Source organism: Pseudomonas putida S13.1.2 (assembly GCF_000498395.2).
GTDB lineage: Bacteria > Pseudomonadota > Gammaproteobacteria > Pseudomonadales > Pseudomonadaceae > Aquipseudomonas > Aquipseudomonas putida_Q.
In genome coordinates this window covers 2,196,997-2,213,433 of the sequence record NZ_CP010979.1, presented here as the reverse complement: position 1 = coordinate 2,213,433, position 16,437 = coordinate 2,196,997, and the positions used below count along the sequence as shown (strand labels likewise).

The following is a 16,437-nucleotide window of genomic DNA, read 5'->3' as shown; positions in this document are numbered from 1 at the left end:
CCATGAGCTGCGCGGTGTTATGCCGGCTCGATGAGCTGGGCGAAGGCCAGGCACGGGGCTTTGACCCGCATGGCAAGGGGGCGGACATTCTGTTCGCCCTGCGCCACCGGGGTGAAGTGCGGGTCTATCGCAACCTTTGCCCACACCTGCTGGTGCCGCTGGAGTACCGCAAGGACCGCTTTCTCAGCGCCGACGGCCAGTGGGTCGTCTGCTATGCACACGGCGCCCGCTTCAGGCCCCAGGACGGCACCTGCGTCCACGGGCCCTGCCGTGGCCTGGCCCTGCAGTCGCTTGCGCACCAGGAAAAGGACGGCTGGCTGCTATTGCCACTGGCGCAACTCGACGGCTGACCTATCGCGCCGCGCAATAGGTCGCATCCCGGGACTCGATTGGTCAAACCCCGGCGCAGCCGGGAAGCTGTCGCCCAGGCTCAGGAAAACGGCCGCCACGCATGACGGGGCGGACAACAAGAACAAGACGTGAGACATGCCATGAATACTGTAAGCAACGTGCTGATCGTGGGCGGCGGGATTGGTGGGCTGTGCGCTGCCATCGCCCTGCGTCGCAAGGGCATCGCGGTCGACCTGGTCGAGCTGAAGACCGAGTGGACCGTCTATGGCGTCGGCATCATCCAGCAGAGCAACGTAGTGCGCGAGATGCACCGCCTCGGTTTGCTTGAGGCCTACCTCGACGCGGCCTACGCCTTCGAGGACGTGGCCATCTACACCACCGACGGGCAGCAGCTGGCACGCATCCCCGGCCAGCGCCTGGCCGGCCCTCAGTACCCGGCCAACGTCGGCATCTCGCGCCGCGCCCTGCACAAGGTGTTGAGCGAAACCGCCATCGCGCTCGGCACCCAGGTGCGGCTGGGCACCTCGGTGGAAAACGTCGAGCAGGACGACAGTGGCGTGGATGTGCTGTTCAGCGATGGCAGCCAGGGCCGCTACGGGTTGATGGTCGGCGCCGACGGGCTGTTTTCCAAGGTGCGCGGTTTGCTCTTCGGCGACCGCTACCAGCCGCGTTTTACCGGCCAGTCGGTGTGGCGCTACAACTTCCCGCGGGCCGCCGGCATCGACCATCTGGCCAACTACCAGGGGCCCTCTGGCAACGCCGGCCTGGTGCCGCTGGCCGACGACCTGATGTACCTGTTCACCACCTCCCACGAGCCGGGCAACCCCTGGATGGAGCCTGCCACACTGGCCGCCGGTCTGCGCCAGCGCCTGGCCGGTTTTGGCGGGCTGATCGGCGAGTTGCGCGAGCACATCGTTGACAGCGCCGAGGTGGTCTACAAGCCGCTGGAAGCGGTGTTCGTCGACGAGCCTTGGTACCGCGGCCGCGTGCTGCTGATAGGCGATGCCGCCCATGCCACCACGCCGCACCTGGGGCAGGGGGCCGGCATGGCCATCGAGGACGCCGTGGTCCTGGCAGAGGAACTCACCTGCGAGGGCAGCCTGGAGGCGCAGCTGCAGCGTTTCATGGGCCGGCGCTTCGAGCGCTGCAAGTTCATCAGCGAGATGTCCCTGCTGGCTGGCGAGAAGGAGGTCCAGCGCGACCCGTCGTTCGACCGCATCGGCCTGGTCAAGCGGATGCTGGAGGTCACCGCGCAGCCGATCTGATTCCCGTACCGGGCGCGCCCTGCCTTGCTGGCGCGCCAGCCCCTACGCCAACACCGACGCACAAGAACAAGAAAGAGGAAACCCCGATGTTGACTCGCAAAGGTGCAATCGCGCGGCCGTTACCGGCGCTCAAGCCCATCAGCCTGGCGCTGCTCGCGCTGGCAGCCAGCCAGGCCCAGGCCTTCGAATTCGATACCGGCCACCCCGACCTGCGGGTGCGCTGGGACAACACCCTGAAATACAGTGCCGCCTGGCGAACCCAGGACGCCAGCAGCAGGCTAAGCGAAGGGCAGACCGCGCTGAACCTGGACGACGGCGACCGCAACTTCGACAAGGGCCTGATCTCCAACCGCCTCGACCTGCTGTCGGAACTGGACATCACCTACCACAACATCGGCGCGCGGGTCAGCGGCGCGGCCTGGTATGACGATATCTACAACCAGGGCACCGACAACAACGACCCGAGCCGCGCCAACAGTTATTCGGTCGACTACGACGAATTCACCGATGACACTCGCAAGCTGCATGGGCGTAAGGCCGAACTGCTCGACGCGTTCATCTTCGGCAGGAGCGAGATCGGCGACATGCCGGTGTCAGGCCGCCTGGGCCAATACGCCATGCAGTGGGGCGAGAGCCTGTTCTATGGCATGAACGGCATCGCCGGCGGCATGGCGCCGGTGGATGTGGTCAAAGGCCTGTCGGTGCCGAACACTCAGTTCAAGGAACTGATCCGCCCGGTGCAGCAGGTTTCCGGGCAACTGCAACTGACGCCCGATGTGTCGGTAGGGGCCTATTACCAATTCGAGTGGGAGGCCAACCGGTTGCCGGCGGCAGGCAGCTACTTCTCCACCGACGACTTTTTCGGCGATGGCGCGGAGCGAATGTTCGTCGGCGCGCCGGTCTTCCCCGGCGGCCAACCCCTGGCGTTCTTCCACGGCAACGACAAGCAGGCCAAGGATTCGGGGCAGGGCGGCGTGCAACTGCGCTGGCGCACCGAGACCGTCGATTGGGGCCTGTATGCCATCCGCTTCCACGACAAATCGCCGCAGCTCAATGTGCGCCCGGACTTCGCCAGTCTCGACCCGATCAGCGGCAAGGCCGGCGAGTTCTACTGGGTGTACCCCGAAGGTATCGAGGCCTTCGGTGCCAGCTTCTCCACCACCCTGGGCAACTTCAACCTGGCCGGTGAACTGTCCACGCGCTGGAACCAGCCGCTGGCCTCTACCAGCCAGCATGCGCTGGCCGTGGGCGAGGCGATCGACAACGACGACAACCCGGTGTACGCCACCGGCCGCACCTTGCACGCCAACGTCTCTTGGCTGGCCAGCCTGGAGCCGAACTTCATCGCCGCCGAGTCGAGCTTCCTAGGCGAGATCGCCTGGAACCGGGTGATGAGCGTGAGCAAGAACGCCGACGCCGTCGACCCCAACGCCGACCGCGACGCCACCAGTTTGCGCCTGGTGTTCGAGCCGATGTACCGGCAGATCCTGCCCGGCCTCGACCTGTCGGTGCCAATCGGCGCCAGCTACACCAACGGCGCGTCCATGGCTTTGGGCACCGGCTTTGGCAGCGATCACGGCGGCGACCTGAACATTGGCCTCAAGGGCAACTACCTCAACACCTGGAGCCTGGGCCTGACCTACACGCACTACTACGGCCCGGAGAACACATTCCTCGACGCCGACAACCACTACACCTTCGAACAGTCGCTCAAAGACCGCGACTTCATCGCCTTCACCGTCAGCCGCACCTTCTGACCGAGGACCACCCGATGAGACACAATAATAAAGTCGTTTCCCTGCTCACTGCCCTGAGTGCCTCGCTGCTGTTTGCCCACGGCGCCGTTGCTGCGGTGTCCGCCGAGCAGGCGGCCACGCTCAAGTCCACCCTCACCCCGCTCGGGGGCGAGCGTGCCGGCAATGCTGACGGCAGCATCCCGGCCTGGACCGGCGGCTATACCAAGACCGACCCGGCCTACAAGGACGGCGGCAAGCGTGGCGACCCGTTTGCCGGCGACAAGCCGCTGCTGACCATCACCGCGCAGAACATGGCGCAGTACGCCGACAAGCTGACCCCGGGCATCCAGGCGATGCTCAAGAAGTACCCGGACAGCTACCGGCTGGACATCTACCCGACCCACCGCAGCGCCGCAGCGCCGCAATCGGTCTATGACGCCACCTTGGCCAACGCTACCAGCGGCAGGCTGGTGGACGGCCCTGCCGGCCCCATGCCCGAAGGCGCATCCGGCGGCATCCCGTTCCCGATCCCGGGCAACGGTGTGGAAGCCATGTGGAACCACCTGCTGCGTTGGCGCGGTGCTTCGTGGCACGCCAGCTTCAACCAGTACCTGACCACCGCCGACGGCAAGCATGTGCTGACCAACGACTCGCGTGCCGACCTGCAGATGCCCTGGTACCTGCCCGGTGGCAGTGGTGACAAGGGGGTGTTCTGGTCCATTCGCATGACCAACGACGGCCCGCCCCTGCGCGCCGGCGAGGCCATCACCGGCCTGGAGAACCTCAACGCCGACAAGGCCGCCGTGTGGACCTACCTGCCAGGCCAGCGCCGCGTCCGTCGCCTGCCCAACGCCTGCTGCGATACGCCGACGCCAGCCACTGCCGGGGTCATGAGCTTCGATGAACTGTACGTGTTCAACGGCCGGCTCGACCGCTTCGAATGGAAGCTGGTAGGCAAGAAGGAGATGTATATCCCCTACAACGCCAACAAGGTCTTTACCGCTGCCAGCGCCGAGGCGCTGCTCGACCCGCACCACCTGAATCCCGCATCGATCCGCTGGGAGCTGCACCGTGTGTGGGTGGTAGAGGCAACCCTGAAGAGCGGCCAGCGTCACGTCATGCCGCGCAGCACCTACTACCTCGACGAGGACACCTGGGCCGCTGTGCTGGGCGAGCGTTACGACGCCCGCAACCAGCTGGCCAAGGTGGTCTGGACCTCGCCAGTGGTGTTGCCTGACCTGCCTGGCGTGGTGACCCTGACCAATGGCTTCTACGACCTGCTCTCCGGCGCCTGGTTCGCCGGTGACCTGTTTGCCGGCAAGAACGAGCAATACCGCATTGTGCCGCCCTACAAGGACTCGGTGTTCACTGCCGACGCCATGGCCGGCGAGGGCGTGCGCTGAGCACAAGCACTGCGCTGGCGCGGTCGCTATCACAAGAACAAAAGGTTGCGTGCGATGAACAAGATGCTCTACGCCTGGCTGCTGACAGCCTGTTGCGGGCTGCCGGCGGCCTACGCCGGTGACAGTGTGGATGTGCTTGCGCAGCCCGCGTTGCGTGGCCCCCAGGCCCTGCGTGCGGTGTTGCAGGATGTGGTCCGGGCCGGTACACGCCTGGTGTCGGTGGGCGAGCGTGGTGTGGTGTTGTTGTCCGATGACAACGGTGCCAGCTGGCGCCAGGCCAAGGCCGTGCCGGTCAGCGTCACCCTCACGGCCGTACAGTTCGTCGATGCACGCAACGGTTGGGCCGTCGGCCACGCAGGCGTGGTGCTGCACAGCGAGGATGGCGGCGAGCACTGGACTTTGCAGCTTGACGGCAAGCGGGCCGGCGCCCTGGAGCTGCAAGCGGCCGAGGCGGCGGCCGACGCTCGGCGCGTGGCGGCGGCCCAGGGGCTACTGGCCGACGGCGCAGACAAGCCGCTGCTGGCATTGAGTTTCAGCGATGCCCGCCACGGCCTGGTGGTAGGAGCGTACGGGCTGGCCCTGGCCACGGTCGACGGCGGGCGCACCTGGCAATCGGGCATGGGCCTGTTGCCGAATCGGCGGGGGCTGCACCTGTACGCACTGGCCCGTCACGGCGCCAACCTGTACGTTGCCGGCGAGCAGGGCCTGCTGCTGCGCTCGCGCGACGGCGGCGACCACTTCGAGGCACTGCATGGGCCGTACGAGGGCAGTTATTTCGCCGCCACCGTATTGCCCGGCGGCCGGCTGCTGCTCGGTGGCCTGCGAGGCTCGTTGTTCGCCTCGGACGACGCCGGTGACAGCTTCCAGGCACTGCCCAATCCGCTTCCGTCATCGCTCAACGGCATGCGGGTGGCCGGCGGCCAACTGCTGCTGGCCAACCAGGCAGGGATGCTGCTGCGCAGCGATCTGGACACCTTTGCCGCCCAGCCGCTGGCAGTGTCCGATGGCCTGCCGTTGACCGCTGCGACCATCGCCGCGGATGGTGCCATTGTCGCTGTCGGCATCGCCGGCGCCCGGCGCGTGGCAGCGTCCTCCCACTCCAGCACGACGGACTGAGCCATGCACGCCATGAATCCACCTGCGCCGTCCAGCGGCCGTCTCGACGACTTCGATAGCACTTCCGGTTCTCTGCTGGAGCGTGCGCTGTTCAACCACCGGGTACTGGTGTTGCTGCTGTGCCTGGCGGCCACCTTGATACTCGGCTGGCAGGCTTCTCGGCTCACGCTTAACGCCAGCTTCGAGAAGATGATCCCGCGCGACCACCCGTTCATCCACAACTACCTGGACCACCGCCAGGAGCTGGCCGGCCTGGGCAACGCCGTGCGCATCGCCGTGGCCAACCCGCGCGGCAGCATCTACGACCAGGGCTACCTGCACAGCCTGCAGCAGCTCAACGACGCGGTGTACCTGCTGCCAGGCGTTGACCGCGCGGCGATGAAGTCGCTGTGGACGCCGTCCACGCGCTGGACAGGTGTGACCGAGGAGGGCCTGGAAGGCGGCCCGGTGATCCCCGATGGCTACGATGGCGGCCAGGCGAGCCTTGAGGCGCTCAAGCGCAACGTCGAACGCTCCAACGAAATCGGCCAGCTGGTTGCCTTCGATCAGCGTTCAAGCATCGTCTACGTGCCGCTGCTGGAAACCACCCCGGACGGCAAGGCGCTGGACTATACGGCCTTCGCCCATGAACTGGAAACCCTGCGCGAGCGGTTCCAGCGCCAGGGCGTGGACATCCACATCACCGGTTTCGCCAAGGTTGTCGGTGATCTTATCGATGGGCTCCGGCAGATCCTGCTGTTCTTCGCCGCCGCCATCGCCATCACTGCCGTGGTCCTCTATTGGTACACCCGCTGCGTACGCAGTACCGCGCTGGTGGTGGTGTGCTCGCTGGTGGCGGTGATCTGGCAACTGGGCCTGCTGCCGCTGCTTGGCTACGAACTCGACCCGTATTCGGTGCTGGTGCCGTTCCTGGTGTTCGCGATAGGCATGAGCCATGGCGCGCAGAAGATGAACGGCATCATGCAGGACATCGGACGCGGCATGCATCGCCTGGTGGCGGCGCGGTTCACCTTCCGCCGGCTGTTCCTGGCCGGGCTGACCGCGCTGTTGTGCGATGCCGTGGGCTTTGCCGTACTGATGATCATCCAGATCCAGGTGATCCAGGACCTGGCGGTGATCGCCAGCCTGGGCGTGGCGGTGCTGATTTTCACCAACCTGATCCTGCTGCCGGTACTGCTTTCCTATGTGGGCGTCAGCGCCCGTGCCGCGCGGCGCAGCCTGCGTGCCGAAGAGGCGCAGGCGAGCGGGGCACGCAAGCACGCGCTGTGGCGCTTTCTCGACCTGTTCACCCAGCGTCGCTGGGCGGCCTGGTGCATCGCCGTGGCTGCGCTGATGGCCGCTGGCGGCTATGCCGTGAGCCTGCACCTGAAAGTCGGTGATCTCGACGCCGGTGCTCCCGAGCTGCGCGCCGATTCGCGCTACAACCGCGACAATGCTTTTGTCACCCGGCACTACGGTGCCAGTAGCGATGTGTTTGCGGTGATGGTGCGCACCGCGCCCGGTGGTTGCTCGGCCTACGCGACGCTGAAGCGTGTGGATGACCTGGACTGGCAACTGCGCGGCCTGCCTGGTGTGGACACGACCAATTCGTTGGCGCAGCTGAACCGCCGGGTACTGGTCGGCCTCTCCGAAGGCAGCCCGAAGTGGTACGAACTGGTCGACAACCAGGCGACCCTGAACATGGTCACTGCCAACGCCCCCCGCGGGTTGTACAACGACGATTGCAGCCTGCTGACGCTCTATGCCTACCTCACGGACCACAAGGCCGACACCCTGGCGCGCGTGGTGGACAGCGTCCAGTCGTTCGCCCAGGCCAACGACAGCGAGCAGGCCAACTTCCTTATGGCAGCCGGCAGCGCGGGCATCGAGGCGGCCACCAACCAGGTGGTGAAGCAGGCCAACCGCGACATGCTCTGGTGGGTCTATGGCGCCGTGATCCTGCTCTGCCTGGTGACCTTCCGCTCCTGGCGCGCGGTGCTCTGCGCAGTATTGCCATTGGTGCTCACCTCCATTCTTTGTGAAGCGCTGATGGTCGCGCTGGGCATTGGCGTGAAGGTGGCGACCCTGCCGGTGATCGCCCTGGGTGTCGGCATCGGCGTGGATTACGCGCTGTACGTGATGAGCATCGTGCTGGCCCAGCTGCGTCAGGGCGCGAGCCTGTCCGAGGCCTATTACCGCGCACTGCTGTTTACCGGCAAGGTGGTGATGCTCACCGGCATCACCCTGGCCATTGGCGTCGGCACCTGGATCTTCTCGCCGATCAAGTTCCAGGCCGACATGGGGGTGCTGCTGGCCTTCATGTTCGTCTGGAACATGGTGGGTGCGCTGCTGCTTTTGCCCGCGCTGGCGTACTTCCTTCTGCCGCAACGCCAGACCAACGCCGAGCCACAGCTGGCGCCGAAGGCCGATGAAACCGCGCCCAGGCAAAGCGCAGACTGTGCCCCGGCACAGCCCCAGGGCACCGGCCTGCGCCCATTCGAGGAGGTGAGCCATGGCCGCTGAACGTATCGCCGGCAACGTGCAAGGTGCGCTGTTGCTGTTCGGCAGTTGCCTGCCCGTGCTGGGGGCGGTGCTGATCGCCCCGGTGCTGCCACGCATGCACGCCCATTTTGCCGAGACGCCGGGGGTGGCCGTACTGGTTCCGGTGGCGCTAACCCTCCCGGCACTGGTAATCGCCTTGCTGGCGCCGCTGGCCGGGCTGCTCGCCGACCGTGTCGGCCGTCGTTCGCTGCTGCTGGCGAGCATGCTGCTGTACAGCCTGTGTGGACTGCTACCGCTGTGGCTGGACTCGCTGGCGCTGATCGTTGCCAGCCGCGCCGGTATCGGCCTGGCCGAGGCGGGCATCATGACGTGCTGCACCACCTTGATGGGCGATTATTTCAACGGCCAGCGCCGAGCCCGGCTGTTCGCCTTGCAGATGGTGGTTACCTCGTTGTCGGCGGCCGTGTTCATGGGCCTGGGTGGCGCGCTGGGGGAGAGCGATTGGCGTTCGCCCTTCGTGCTCTACGCCGTGGGCATGCTGTGCCTGCCGCTGATGGCCGCGATGCTGTGGGAGCCGAGGGTGGCGCGCAGCGCCTGCCAAGCGACGGCGCAATCGCGTTTCCCATGGTCGACCCTGGCACCGCTCTACCTACTCACCGGGCTGGCGGGCGTCAGCCTGTTCATCGTCCCGGTACAGGCTGGTTACTTGCTGCAATTGCTGCACGTCGATGCGCCGCAACAGGTCGGCCTGACCCTGGGCGCCAATCAACTGGGCGTGCTGGCCGGCGCACTGGCCTTTCGTCTGCTGGCACGCCTGGCGGCCTGCCGACTGCTGGCGTTGGGGTTCGCCACGGCGGGGCTCGGTGGCGGCTTGATGGCGCTGGCCAGCAGCCATGCCCCGGTAGTGGTGGCGGTGCTGGTCAACGGCCTGGGCGTTGGCTTGATGTTGCCGACGCTGATCACCCTGGTGATGCAGCAGGTCGGCTTCGAGCAGCGTGGCCGGGCCACGGGCGGGTTCACTGCGGCGATCTTCGCCGGTGAGTTCGTCAGCCCCTTGCTGGTGCTGGCGCTGACGGGGGGTGTGGCGACACAACTGCCCTATGCGCTGCTGTTGGTTGCGCTCGGGCAACTGGTAATGGTGCCGGTGTGCCTGGTGTGGCTGCGGGGCTTCATCAGTGGACAGAATCTTATTGTCGACGGTGGCGCGACCATCGGCGACGGCAATTGAAAGGAGACAGCATGCAATCGCTTCCTGCATTCAAACGCGTGGTCACCGGCCATGATGCGCAAGGCCAGGCGGTCGTGGCCAGTTGCGGCCCGACGCCGAACAACTTCCCGCTCAAGGCGGTGCCCGGCACCCTGTTCTACGAGGTGTGGAACAGTGTCGGCAGCCCGGCGCTGCTGGATAACGGCGATGATCCTACGGCCCAGCCGCTGCAGCTGAGCCCTGCCGCGCTGGGCAGCGTGATGCGCGTGGTGGATATTCCGCCGGACAGCGTACAGAACCAGGTCAGTGCCGAAGCGGCGGCGGCAGCCTTTGCCGAGATCGGGCAGGCCAGTGCCGGTACGGGGAAGGCCGACTCCCGGCACAAGTTGATGCACCGAACCCAGACGCTGGACTATGGCATCGTCACTGAAGGCGAGGTGTGGCTGGTGCTCGACGACGGCGAGGTGCACCTCAAACGTGGCGACATCGTGGTCCAGCGCGGCACCAACCATGCCTGGAGCAACCGCAGCGAGCAGATGGCCCGCATGGTCTTCATCCTGCTCGACGGCCGCTATGCCGATGACCTCAAGGCGTTGCTGCCATGAAGCTCGCGACCCTAGACGACGGTAGCCGCGATGGCCGCCTGCTGGTGGTGGCCCGTGATCTTGAACGGGCAGTGGACGCCAGCGCTATCGCCCCGAGCCTGCAAGTTGCCCTGGAAAACTGGCTTCAGGTCGAGGCACGTTTGCAGGCGCTGTACCAGCGGCTCAATGACGACGCAGCCACAGCAGCCTTCGATCTCGACCTGGCGCAGTTGGCCGCGCCCCTGCCGCGCGCCAGCCAGTGGCTGGACGGCTCCTGTTTCCTCAGCCACGGCGAGCTGATGCAGAAGGCTTTCAACCTGGAGCCGATCGAAGGTGTCGAGCACACGCCGCTGATCTATCAGGGGGCCAGCGACGACTTCCTTGGACCACGTGCGGACATCCCTCTGCCCAGCGAGGCGCATGGCATCGACTTCGAGGGCGAGTTCGCCGTGCTGCTCGATGACGTGCCCATGGGCTGCCCGGCGTCGCAGGCCCTGCAGCACGTGCGCCTGGTGCTGCAACTCAACGACGTCAGCCTGCGCGCGCTGGCCCCGCGGGAAATGAAGACCGGTTTCGGCTTCCTTCAGGCCAAGCCTGCCACCAGCTTCGCGCCGGTCGCGGTGACCCCGGATGAGCTCGGTGAAGCCTGGCGCGATGGCCGGGTGCACCTGCCGTTGCGCGTGGAATGGAACGGTGAGTGGTTTGGTCATCCCCATGGCGGCGCCATGCACTTTGGCTTTCACCAGTTGATCGCCCATGCGGCGCTGACGCGGCGCTTGAGTGCCGGCACGCTGGTCGGCTCTGGTACGGTTTCCAATGCTGAGCGCAGCGTAGGGTCGGCGTGCATCGCCGAGCGCCGCGCCATCGAAACCATTGCGTCCGGTGCACCCCGTACAGCCTTCATGCGCTTTGGCGACCGTGTGCGCATGGAGGCCCGGGGAGGCAAGGATGAGGTGCTGTTCGGTGCCATTGATCAGCGTGTCGTACGGGGAGGTTGGCCATGCGAGTAATGGTCACCGGCGCCAACGGCTTCGTTGGTCGCAAGCTGGTGCAGCGCCTGTTGCAGGCGGGTGAAGTGCGCGGGCAGCGTATCGAGGCGTTGCTGGTGCTGGACCAGGCACTGGACGGTTTGCCTGAGGATGCGCGGTTGCGCCGCCATCGCGGCAGTGTGACCGACGCCGCCTTGCTGCGCAGGGTGCTGGCCGATGGTGTCGACGTGGTGTTCCACCTGGTCAGTGTGCCCGGTGGTGCGGCCGAGGCGCAGTACGAGCTGGGTTACCAGGTGAACCTGCAGGCCAGCCTGGAGCTGCTCAATCAGCTGCGCAACCCCCAGCGCCCGCCAGTACTGGTGTACGCCAGCAGTGTCGCGGTATATGGCGGCGAGCTGCCGGCACGGATGGACGAAGACCAGCCGGCTTCACCGCAGCTTTCATATGGGGCGCACAAGCGCATGGTGGAAATCGCCTTGCAGGACCTGGCCCGGCGTGGCGAGGTAAACGGCCGCGGCTTGCGCCTGCCCGGCATCATCGCCCGGCCGCGTGAGCCGAACGGTTTGCGCTCGGCGTTCATGAGCGACCTGCTGCATGCCTATGCGGCAGGGGATACCTACACCTGCCCGGTCTCGCCGGATGCGCACGCCTGGTGGATGTCGGCCCGTTGCTGCGTGGACAACCTGCTGCGTGCCGCCGAGCTGGAAAACCCCGGCAGCCAGCGTATCTGGCAGTTGCCGGTGTTGCATCTTTCCATCGCCCAGGTGCTGTCGGGGCTTGCGGCCAGCTTTGGCGAGGCGAACGGCGCCGGCATCAGCTTCGAGCCTGATCCACAACTGCAAGCGCTGTTCGGCAGCTACCCGCCGCTACGTTCGACCCAGGCCCGCGAGCTTGGTTTCTGCCACGACGGGTCGGTGGCTGCGCTGTTGCGCAACGCCCTCGACCTGCCGCCGCGACGCAGCAGCCGCGCGGCCAAACGCAAAGGAATCGTTGCATGAACATGAATACACGTCGTTTGCTGGACCTGTCTGTCACCCTGGACAACAACCCCTACACCGATCCACCGCCCTTGCTGCCCAAAATCGACTACATGGACCACCAGCAGGGCTGGCCGGAGATGGCGGCGATGTTTCCCGGGCTGCGCAAGGAAGACTTGCCAGGTGATGAGTCCTGGGCGGCGGAGCGCCTGCAGATCACCACCCACAGCGGTACGCACATGGACGCGCCCTGGCACTACGCATCCACTACCGACGGTGGCAACCCGGCCTACGGCATCGACGAGATGCCGCTGGAGTGGTGCCTGCAGCCTGGTGTGAAACTGGACTTTCGACACATGCCGGATGGTCACGTGGTCACGGCGGCAGAGGTCGAGGCCGAGCTTGCGCGCATCGGCCATGAACTGCAGCCGCTGGACATCGTGCTGGTGAACACCCGCGCCGGCAGCCTGTTTGGCCAGCCTGGCTATCTTGACGCCGGTGTGGGCATGGGCCGCGAGGCGACGTTGTACCTGCTGGAGCGTGGGGTGAGGGTGGTCGGCACCGATGCCTGGAGTTGGGATGCGCCGTTCAAGTACACCCGTGAGCGCTTCCATGAAACGGGGGATGCCTCGATCATCTGGGAGGGGCACAAGGCGGGCCGGGATATCGGTTATGGGCAGATGGAGAAGCTGGCCAACCTGGAGCAACTGCCAGCGTACGGGTTCCTGGTCAGCTGCTTCCCTTACAAGATCCGCCATGCTTCGGCGGGGTTTGTCCGCGCCGTCGCGATATTCGAGTAAGGGGTTTGTGATCATGCGCGACAGCACGTCAGCACGTCAGCGCGTACACGCTGGCGGCTGTGGTGCACATGGGATCATGCAAGTAAAGGTAGTCATCGTCGCAACCGGTGACCACAATCCAGACTGAGGCTTTCAGGCGTGTAAAGTGGTAGCTGCTGACCAGCACCTGTTGGCAGCCCCTGCGCTGAAGGCTCCTTTTGCGGGCGGGCAGGCAACATGGCCGACTGCAACTGCCGGCCTACTGGGTGCGCAAAGCACAGGTCGTGCGTGACGGGGCGTTGCTCCACGATGCGACCATTGTGCAGCAGCACGACCCGCTGGCAGAAGTACTGCACCAGGCTCAGGTCATGGCTGATCAGCACGAAGGCGGTGCCACTGCGCTGGCGTAGCGCTTCCAGCTGCTGCAGGACCTGCAACTGCAGTAGCCGATCCAGGTTCGACAATGCTTCGTCGAGTACCACAAGCTGCGGCGAGGCAGCCAGCGCCCGGGCGATGTTGGCCCGCTGCAACTGGCCGCCACTCAACTGCTGAGGGAGGCGTTGGGCATGCTCGGCGCGCAGGCCCAGTTCCACTAGCAGTTCAAGGGTACGCGCTTGCCGGCCGGCTTCATCCATGTCAGTGAGGTGGCGCAACGGCTCGGCGATGCTCCAGCCGATGCTGCGCCGTGGGTTGAAGGCGCCGGGGGCGTCCTGGAACACCAGTTGCACCGTGCGCTGGAAGTCGCGCGCCTGTTCACCTCTGAGCTGGCTGACATCCTGCCCGGCAAAGCTCACGTGGCCCTGTGCCGGTTTTTCCAGCCCGAGAAGCAGTCGCGCGAGTGTGCTTTTGCCGCTGCCGCTGCTGCCTAGCAGTCCGATGGACTCACCAGCGTGCAGTTGCAGGTCGATACCGTCGAGTACCTGCAGCCAGCCCCGTTTGTGCAAAAGCCCGCCGGTGCGATAACGATGGCCAACGTGGTGGACATGCAGCAGGCTCATGGTTGGCTCCGGCAAAGGATCTGGTGGGCGTGGAGGAGGGTGCGGGCAGTGGCGCTGGCGGGGCTCTGGAAAAGCTCATGGGCCGGCTGGCATTCGACAATGCGCCCGGCCTCCATCACGGCGACCTGGTCTGCGCAGCGCGCTACCACGCCCATGTCGTGAGTCACCAGCAACACCCCCAGCCCATGCACCTGCACCAGCTCCATCAACAGGTCGAGAAAACGCGCCTGGCTCAAGGCATCGAGGTCACTGGTGGGTTCATCAGCCAGCAGGAAAGGGGATTCGGCCATGAGCGCCAGGGCGATCATCATCCGTTGCAGCATGCCTCCGCTGAGTTGAAAGGCGAACGATTGCAGTACCCGCTCACGGTCCGCCAGGCCTACCGCATCCAGGCAGTGGGCCATGCGCGCGCGGGCTGCTGCACCGGTGATGCCCCGTTGCCTGAGCGTCTCCAGGCCATGGCTGGCCATATTGCGCACCGGGTTGAAGGCGCTGCGAGGGTTTTGCAGTACCAGGCTGGCCAGGCAGCCTCGGACATTGCTTGCAGCCAGCGGCTGGCCGTCGAGCAGCAGTTGCCCGTGGGTGCGGACAAGGCCTGGCGGCAGCAGGTCGAGCACACCCAGGCAGCTGAGGGATTTACCCGAGCCACTTGCACCGACCAACGTGCAGACTTCGCCGCGGCGCAGTTGCAAGTCAACACCGTGCACCAGCACTCCCGCCTGGGCCTCTATGCGCAAGCCGCGGATTTCAAGTACTGACGGCTTCATTCAACGGTGCTCCTGTGTTGGGTCGAGGCGGTCGCGCAGGGCATCGCCCAGCAGGTTGAAGGCCATCACCGAGAAGAAGATCATCAGCCCTGGTAACAGCAGCAGTTGCGGTTGCGTCCAGATGAATTCCTTGGCGTCGTTGATCATCACGCCCCATTCGGCGCTGGGCGGCGCCACCCCGAGGCCAAGGAACGACAGGCCGGAGACGTGCAGCATCATGTGGCCGATGTCCATGGTTGCCAGCACCAGCAGCGGGCCGGCGATACTGGGCAGCACATGCTGGCGCAGCCGCGCCCAGCGTGAAGCGCCGGCCAGGCGTGAAGCCAATACGTATTCGCGGCCGCGCTGGGCAATCACCAGGCCGCGCACCATGCGCGCATACCAGGCCCAGTGGGACAAAGCGATGGCGATGATCACGTTGCTCAGGCCGGTGCCCAGCAAGGTGACGAAGAAGAATGCCAGTACCAGCGTGGGGAAGGTCATGAACATGTCGCACAGGCGCATCAGCAGCAGGTCGGTGCGCCCGCCGACAAACCCGGCCACACCGCCGACCGCGAGCCCAAGCGCCAGCACCAGTGCCAGGGTAAGCATCACGCTGCCCAAGGACAGGCGCGTGCCGACGATCAGCCGCGAAAGCAGGTCGCGCCCGAGGTGATCGGTCCCCAGCCAGTGGCTGGCGTCAGGGGCCTGCAGGCGCTGGCTGAGGTCGACCAGGTCGGGGTCATGCGGGGCGATCCAGTGGCCGAACAGCGCCAGCAATACCAGCAGGCCGACCAGGGCAAGGCCGATCATCAGGCTGGGGCGGCGCAGCCGCAATGGCTGACGCAGGGCAGACTGCACACTCATGCGTTCACCCCTTCCAGCCGGCTGCGAGGATCAAGCCAGGCGTAGCAGACATCGACTATCAGGTTGCAGATCATCAGCAGACCGGTCAGTAGCAGGGTGAAGCACTGCATCACCGGGAAGTCGCGGTTCAGCACTGCAGACACCGCAAAACGACCAACGCCGGGCCAGGCGAAGATCGTCTCGATGACCAGTGCGCCGCCGATCAGTTCGCCGATGTGCATGCCAGTGGCCGTCACCAGCGGCAACCAGGCATTGCGCAGGATATGGTCGCGCCAGACATACCGTTCGGGCAGGCCGCGGGCACGGGCATAGGTGACGTGCCGCTGCCCGCCGGCTTCAAGCAAGCTGGCGCGCAGCAGGCGGGCGTTGATCGACATCGACATCAAGGCGATCGCCAGCACCGGCATCACCAGGTGCCCGGCCCCGCCGCGCCCCAACGGCGGCAACCAGCCCAGCCACAGGGAAAAAAGCGCGATCAGCAGAAACGCCAGCCAGAAATTAGGCATCGACACCCCCAGGAAGGTCACTGCCCGCACGGCGTGGTCGGGCCAGCGCCCTTGCCAGCGTGCAGCCAACAGCCCCAAGGGGATCGACAGCAGCAGCGTGCAGGCCAACGCCAGGCCGCCGAATTGCAGGGTGGCGGGCAGGTAGTAGAGCAGGTCGTCAAGCACTGGGCGGCCGGTGATATAGGAGATGCCGAAGTCCAGATGCACGGCGTTCCACAGCCAGCTCAGGTATTGCGCATACAGTGGGCGATCCAGGCCCAGGGTATGGCGAACTTCGGCAATGGCTGCGTCGGTCGGTGGAATGTGCGAAAGCCGAAGGTAGTCCAGCGCAGGGTCGGTGCTGCCCAGGTGCAGCAGCACGAACACCAGCAACGAAACGCCAAGCATGACCGGCACCAGCAGCGCCAGGCGCAACAGGATGTAGCGCAACAT

The 16,437-nt window shown here is 65.8% G+C and carries 16 protein-coding genes; 11 read left to right on the top strand and 5 right to left on the bottom strand.

The genetic code is table 11. The features are described 5' to 3' along the window. Positions 1-2: 2 nt before the first annotated feature. From N805_RS10005 to N805_RS09955, 11 genes are all read left to right on the top strand, one after another. The gene (locus N805_RS10005) at positions 3-350 is read left to right on the top strand and encodes a Rieske (2Fe-2S) protein (protein ID WP_028613720.1); all 348 of its coding nucleotides are present in this window, start codon (positions 3-5) and stop codon (positions 348-350) included. Positions 351-491: 141 nt separating this feature from the next. After that, positions 492-1,616 carry an FAD-dependent oxidoreductase gene (locus N805_RS10000; protein WP_028613721.1) on the top strand — a complete coding sequence of 375 codons (1,125 nt, stop codon included), beginning with the start codon at positions 492-494 and terminating at the stop codon, positions 1,614-1,616. 86 nt (positions 1,617-1,702) lie between these two features. After that, a complete protein-coding gene (locus N805_RS09995) occupies positions 1,703-3,373 on the top strand; it encodes a DUF1302 domain-containing protein (protein WP_028613722.1) in 1,671 nt (556 codons plus the stop codon). A gap of 14 nt (positions 3,374-3,387) precedes the next feature. Continuing rightward, the gene (locus N805_RS09990; protein WP_028613723.1) at positions 3,388-4,755 is read left to right on the top strand and encodes a DUF1329 domain-containing protein; all 1,368 of its coding nucleotides are present in this window, start codon (positions 3,388-3,390) and stop codon (positions 4,753-4,755) included. A 54-nt stretch (positions 4,756-4,809) separates the two neighbouring features. Further along, entirely contained in the window at positions 4,810-5,871 is a 1,062-nt protein-coding gene (locus tag N805_RS09985) for a WD40/YVTN/BNR-like repeat-containing protein (protein WP_028613724.1), read from the top strand. A gap of 3 nt (positions 5,872-5,874) precedes the next feature. After that, positions 5,875-8,373: an efflux RND transporter permease subunit gene (locus tag N805_RS09980; RefSeq protein ID WP_028613725.1), complete on the top strand. Its 2,499-nt coding sequence runs from the start codon at positions 5,875-5,877 to the stop codon at positions 8,371-8,373. After that, positions 8,363-9,580 (top strand): MFS transporter, encoded by a 1,218-nt coding sequence (locus N805_RS09975; RefSeq protein WP_028613726.1) that lies wholly within the window; start codon positions 8,363-8,365, stop codon positions 9,578-9,580. The genes N805_RS09980 and N805_RS09975 overlap by 11 nt, the downstream gene beginning before the upstream one ends. Positions 9,581-9,591: 11 nt before the next feature. Further along, complete coding sequence (locus N805_RS09970; RefSeq protein WP_028613727.1) at positions 9,592-10,164, top strand: cupin domain-containing protein; 573 nt, start codon at positions 9,592-9,594, stop codon at positions 10,162-10,164. Continuing rightward, a complete protein-coding gene (locus tag N805_RS09965) occupies positions 10,161-11,153 on the top strand; it encodes a fumarylacetoacetate hydrolase family protein (protein WP_028613728.1) in 993 nt (330 codons plus the stop codon). The genes N805_RS09970 and N805_RS09965 overlap by 4 nt, the downstream gene beginning before the upstream one ends. Further along, a complete protein-coding gene (locus N805_RS09960) occupies positions 11,144-12,130 on the top strand; it encodes an NAD-dependent epimerase/dehydratase family protein (protein ID WP_028613729.1) in 987 nt (328 codons plus the stop codon). The genes N805_RS09965 and N805_RS09960 overlap by 10 nt, the downstream gene beginning before the upstream one ends. Then, positions 12,127-12,909 carry a cyclase family protein gene (locus tag N805_RS09955; protein WP_028613730.1) on the top strand — a complete coding sequence of 261 codons (783 nt, stop codon included), beginning with the start codon at positions 12,127-12,129 and terminating at the stop codon, positions 12,907-12,909. Before N805_RS09960 ends, N805_RS09955 begins: the two co-directional genes overlap by 4 nt. A 28-nt stretch (positions 12,910-12,937) precedes the next feature. Here the strand turns inward: N805_RS09955 and N805_RS30985 are convergent, their stop codons facing one another. From N805_RS30985 to nikB, 5 genes are read right to left on the bottom strand one after another with little or no spacing between them, the layout of a single operon-like run. Further along, positions 12,938-13,045, bottom strand: coding sequence for a hypothetical protein (locus tag N805_RS30985; protein WP_230685732.1), 108 nt, complete (start codon positions 13,043-13,045; stop codon positions 12,938-12,940). Continuing rightward, on the bottom strand, positions 13,002-13,886 hold the full coding sequence (nikE, locus tag N805_RS09950) for a nickel import ATP-binding protein NikE (RefSeq protein ID WP_230685714.1): 885 nt from the start codon (positions 13,884-13,886) through the stop codon (positions 13,002-13,004). Before nikE ends, N805_RS30985 begins: the two co-directional genes overlap by 44 nt. Then, complete coding sequence (nikD, locus tag N805_RS09945) at positions 13,883-14,653, bottom strand: nickel import ATP-binding protein NikD (protein ID WP_028613731.1); 771 nt, start codon at positions 14,651-14,653, stop codon at positions 13,883-13,885. The genes nikE and nikD overlap by 4 nt, the downstream gene beginning before the upstream one ends. Next, entirely contained in the window at positions 14,654-15,499 is an 846-nt protein-coding gene (gene nikC / locus N805_RS09940) for a nickel ABC transporter permease subunit NikC (RefSeq protein WP_028613732.1), read from the bottom strand. Further along, on the bottom strand, positions 15,496-16,437 hold the full coding sequence (gene nikB, locus N805_RS09935; RefSeq protein WP_028613733.1) for a nickel ABC transporter permease subunit NikB: 942 nt from the start codon (positions 16,435-16,437) through the stop codon (positions 15,496-15,498). Before nikB ends, nikC begins: the two co-directional genes overlap by 4 nt.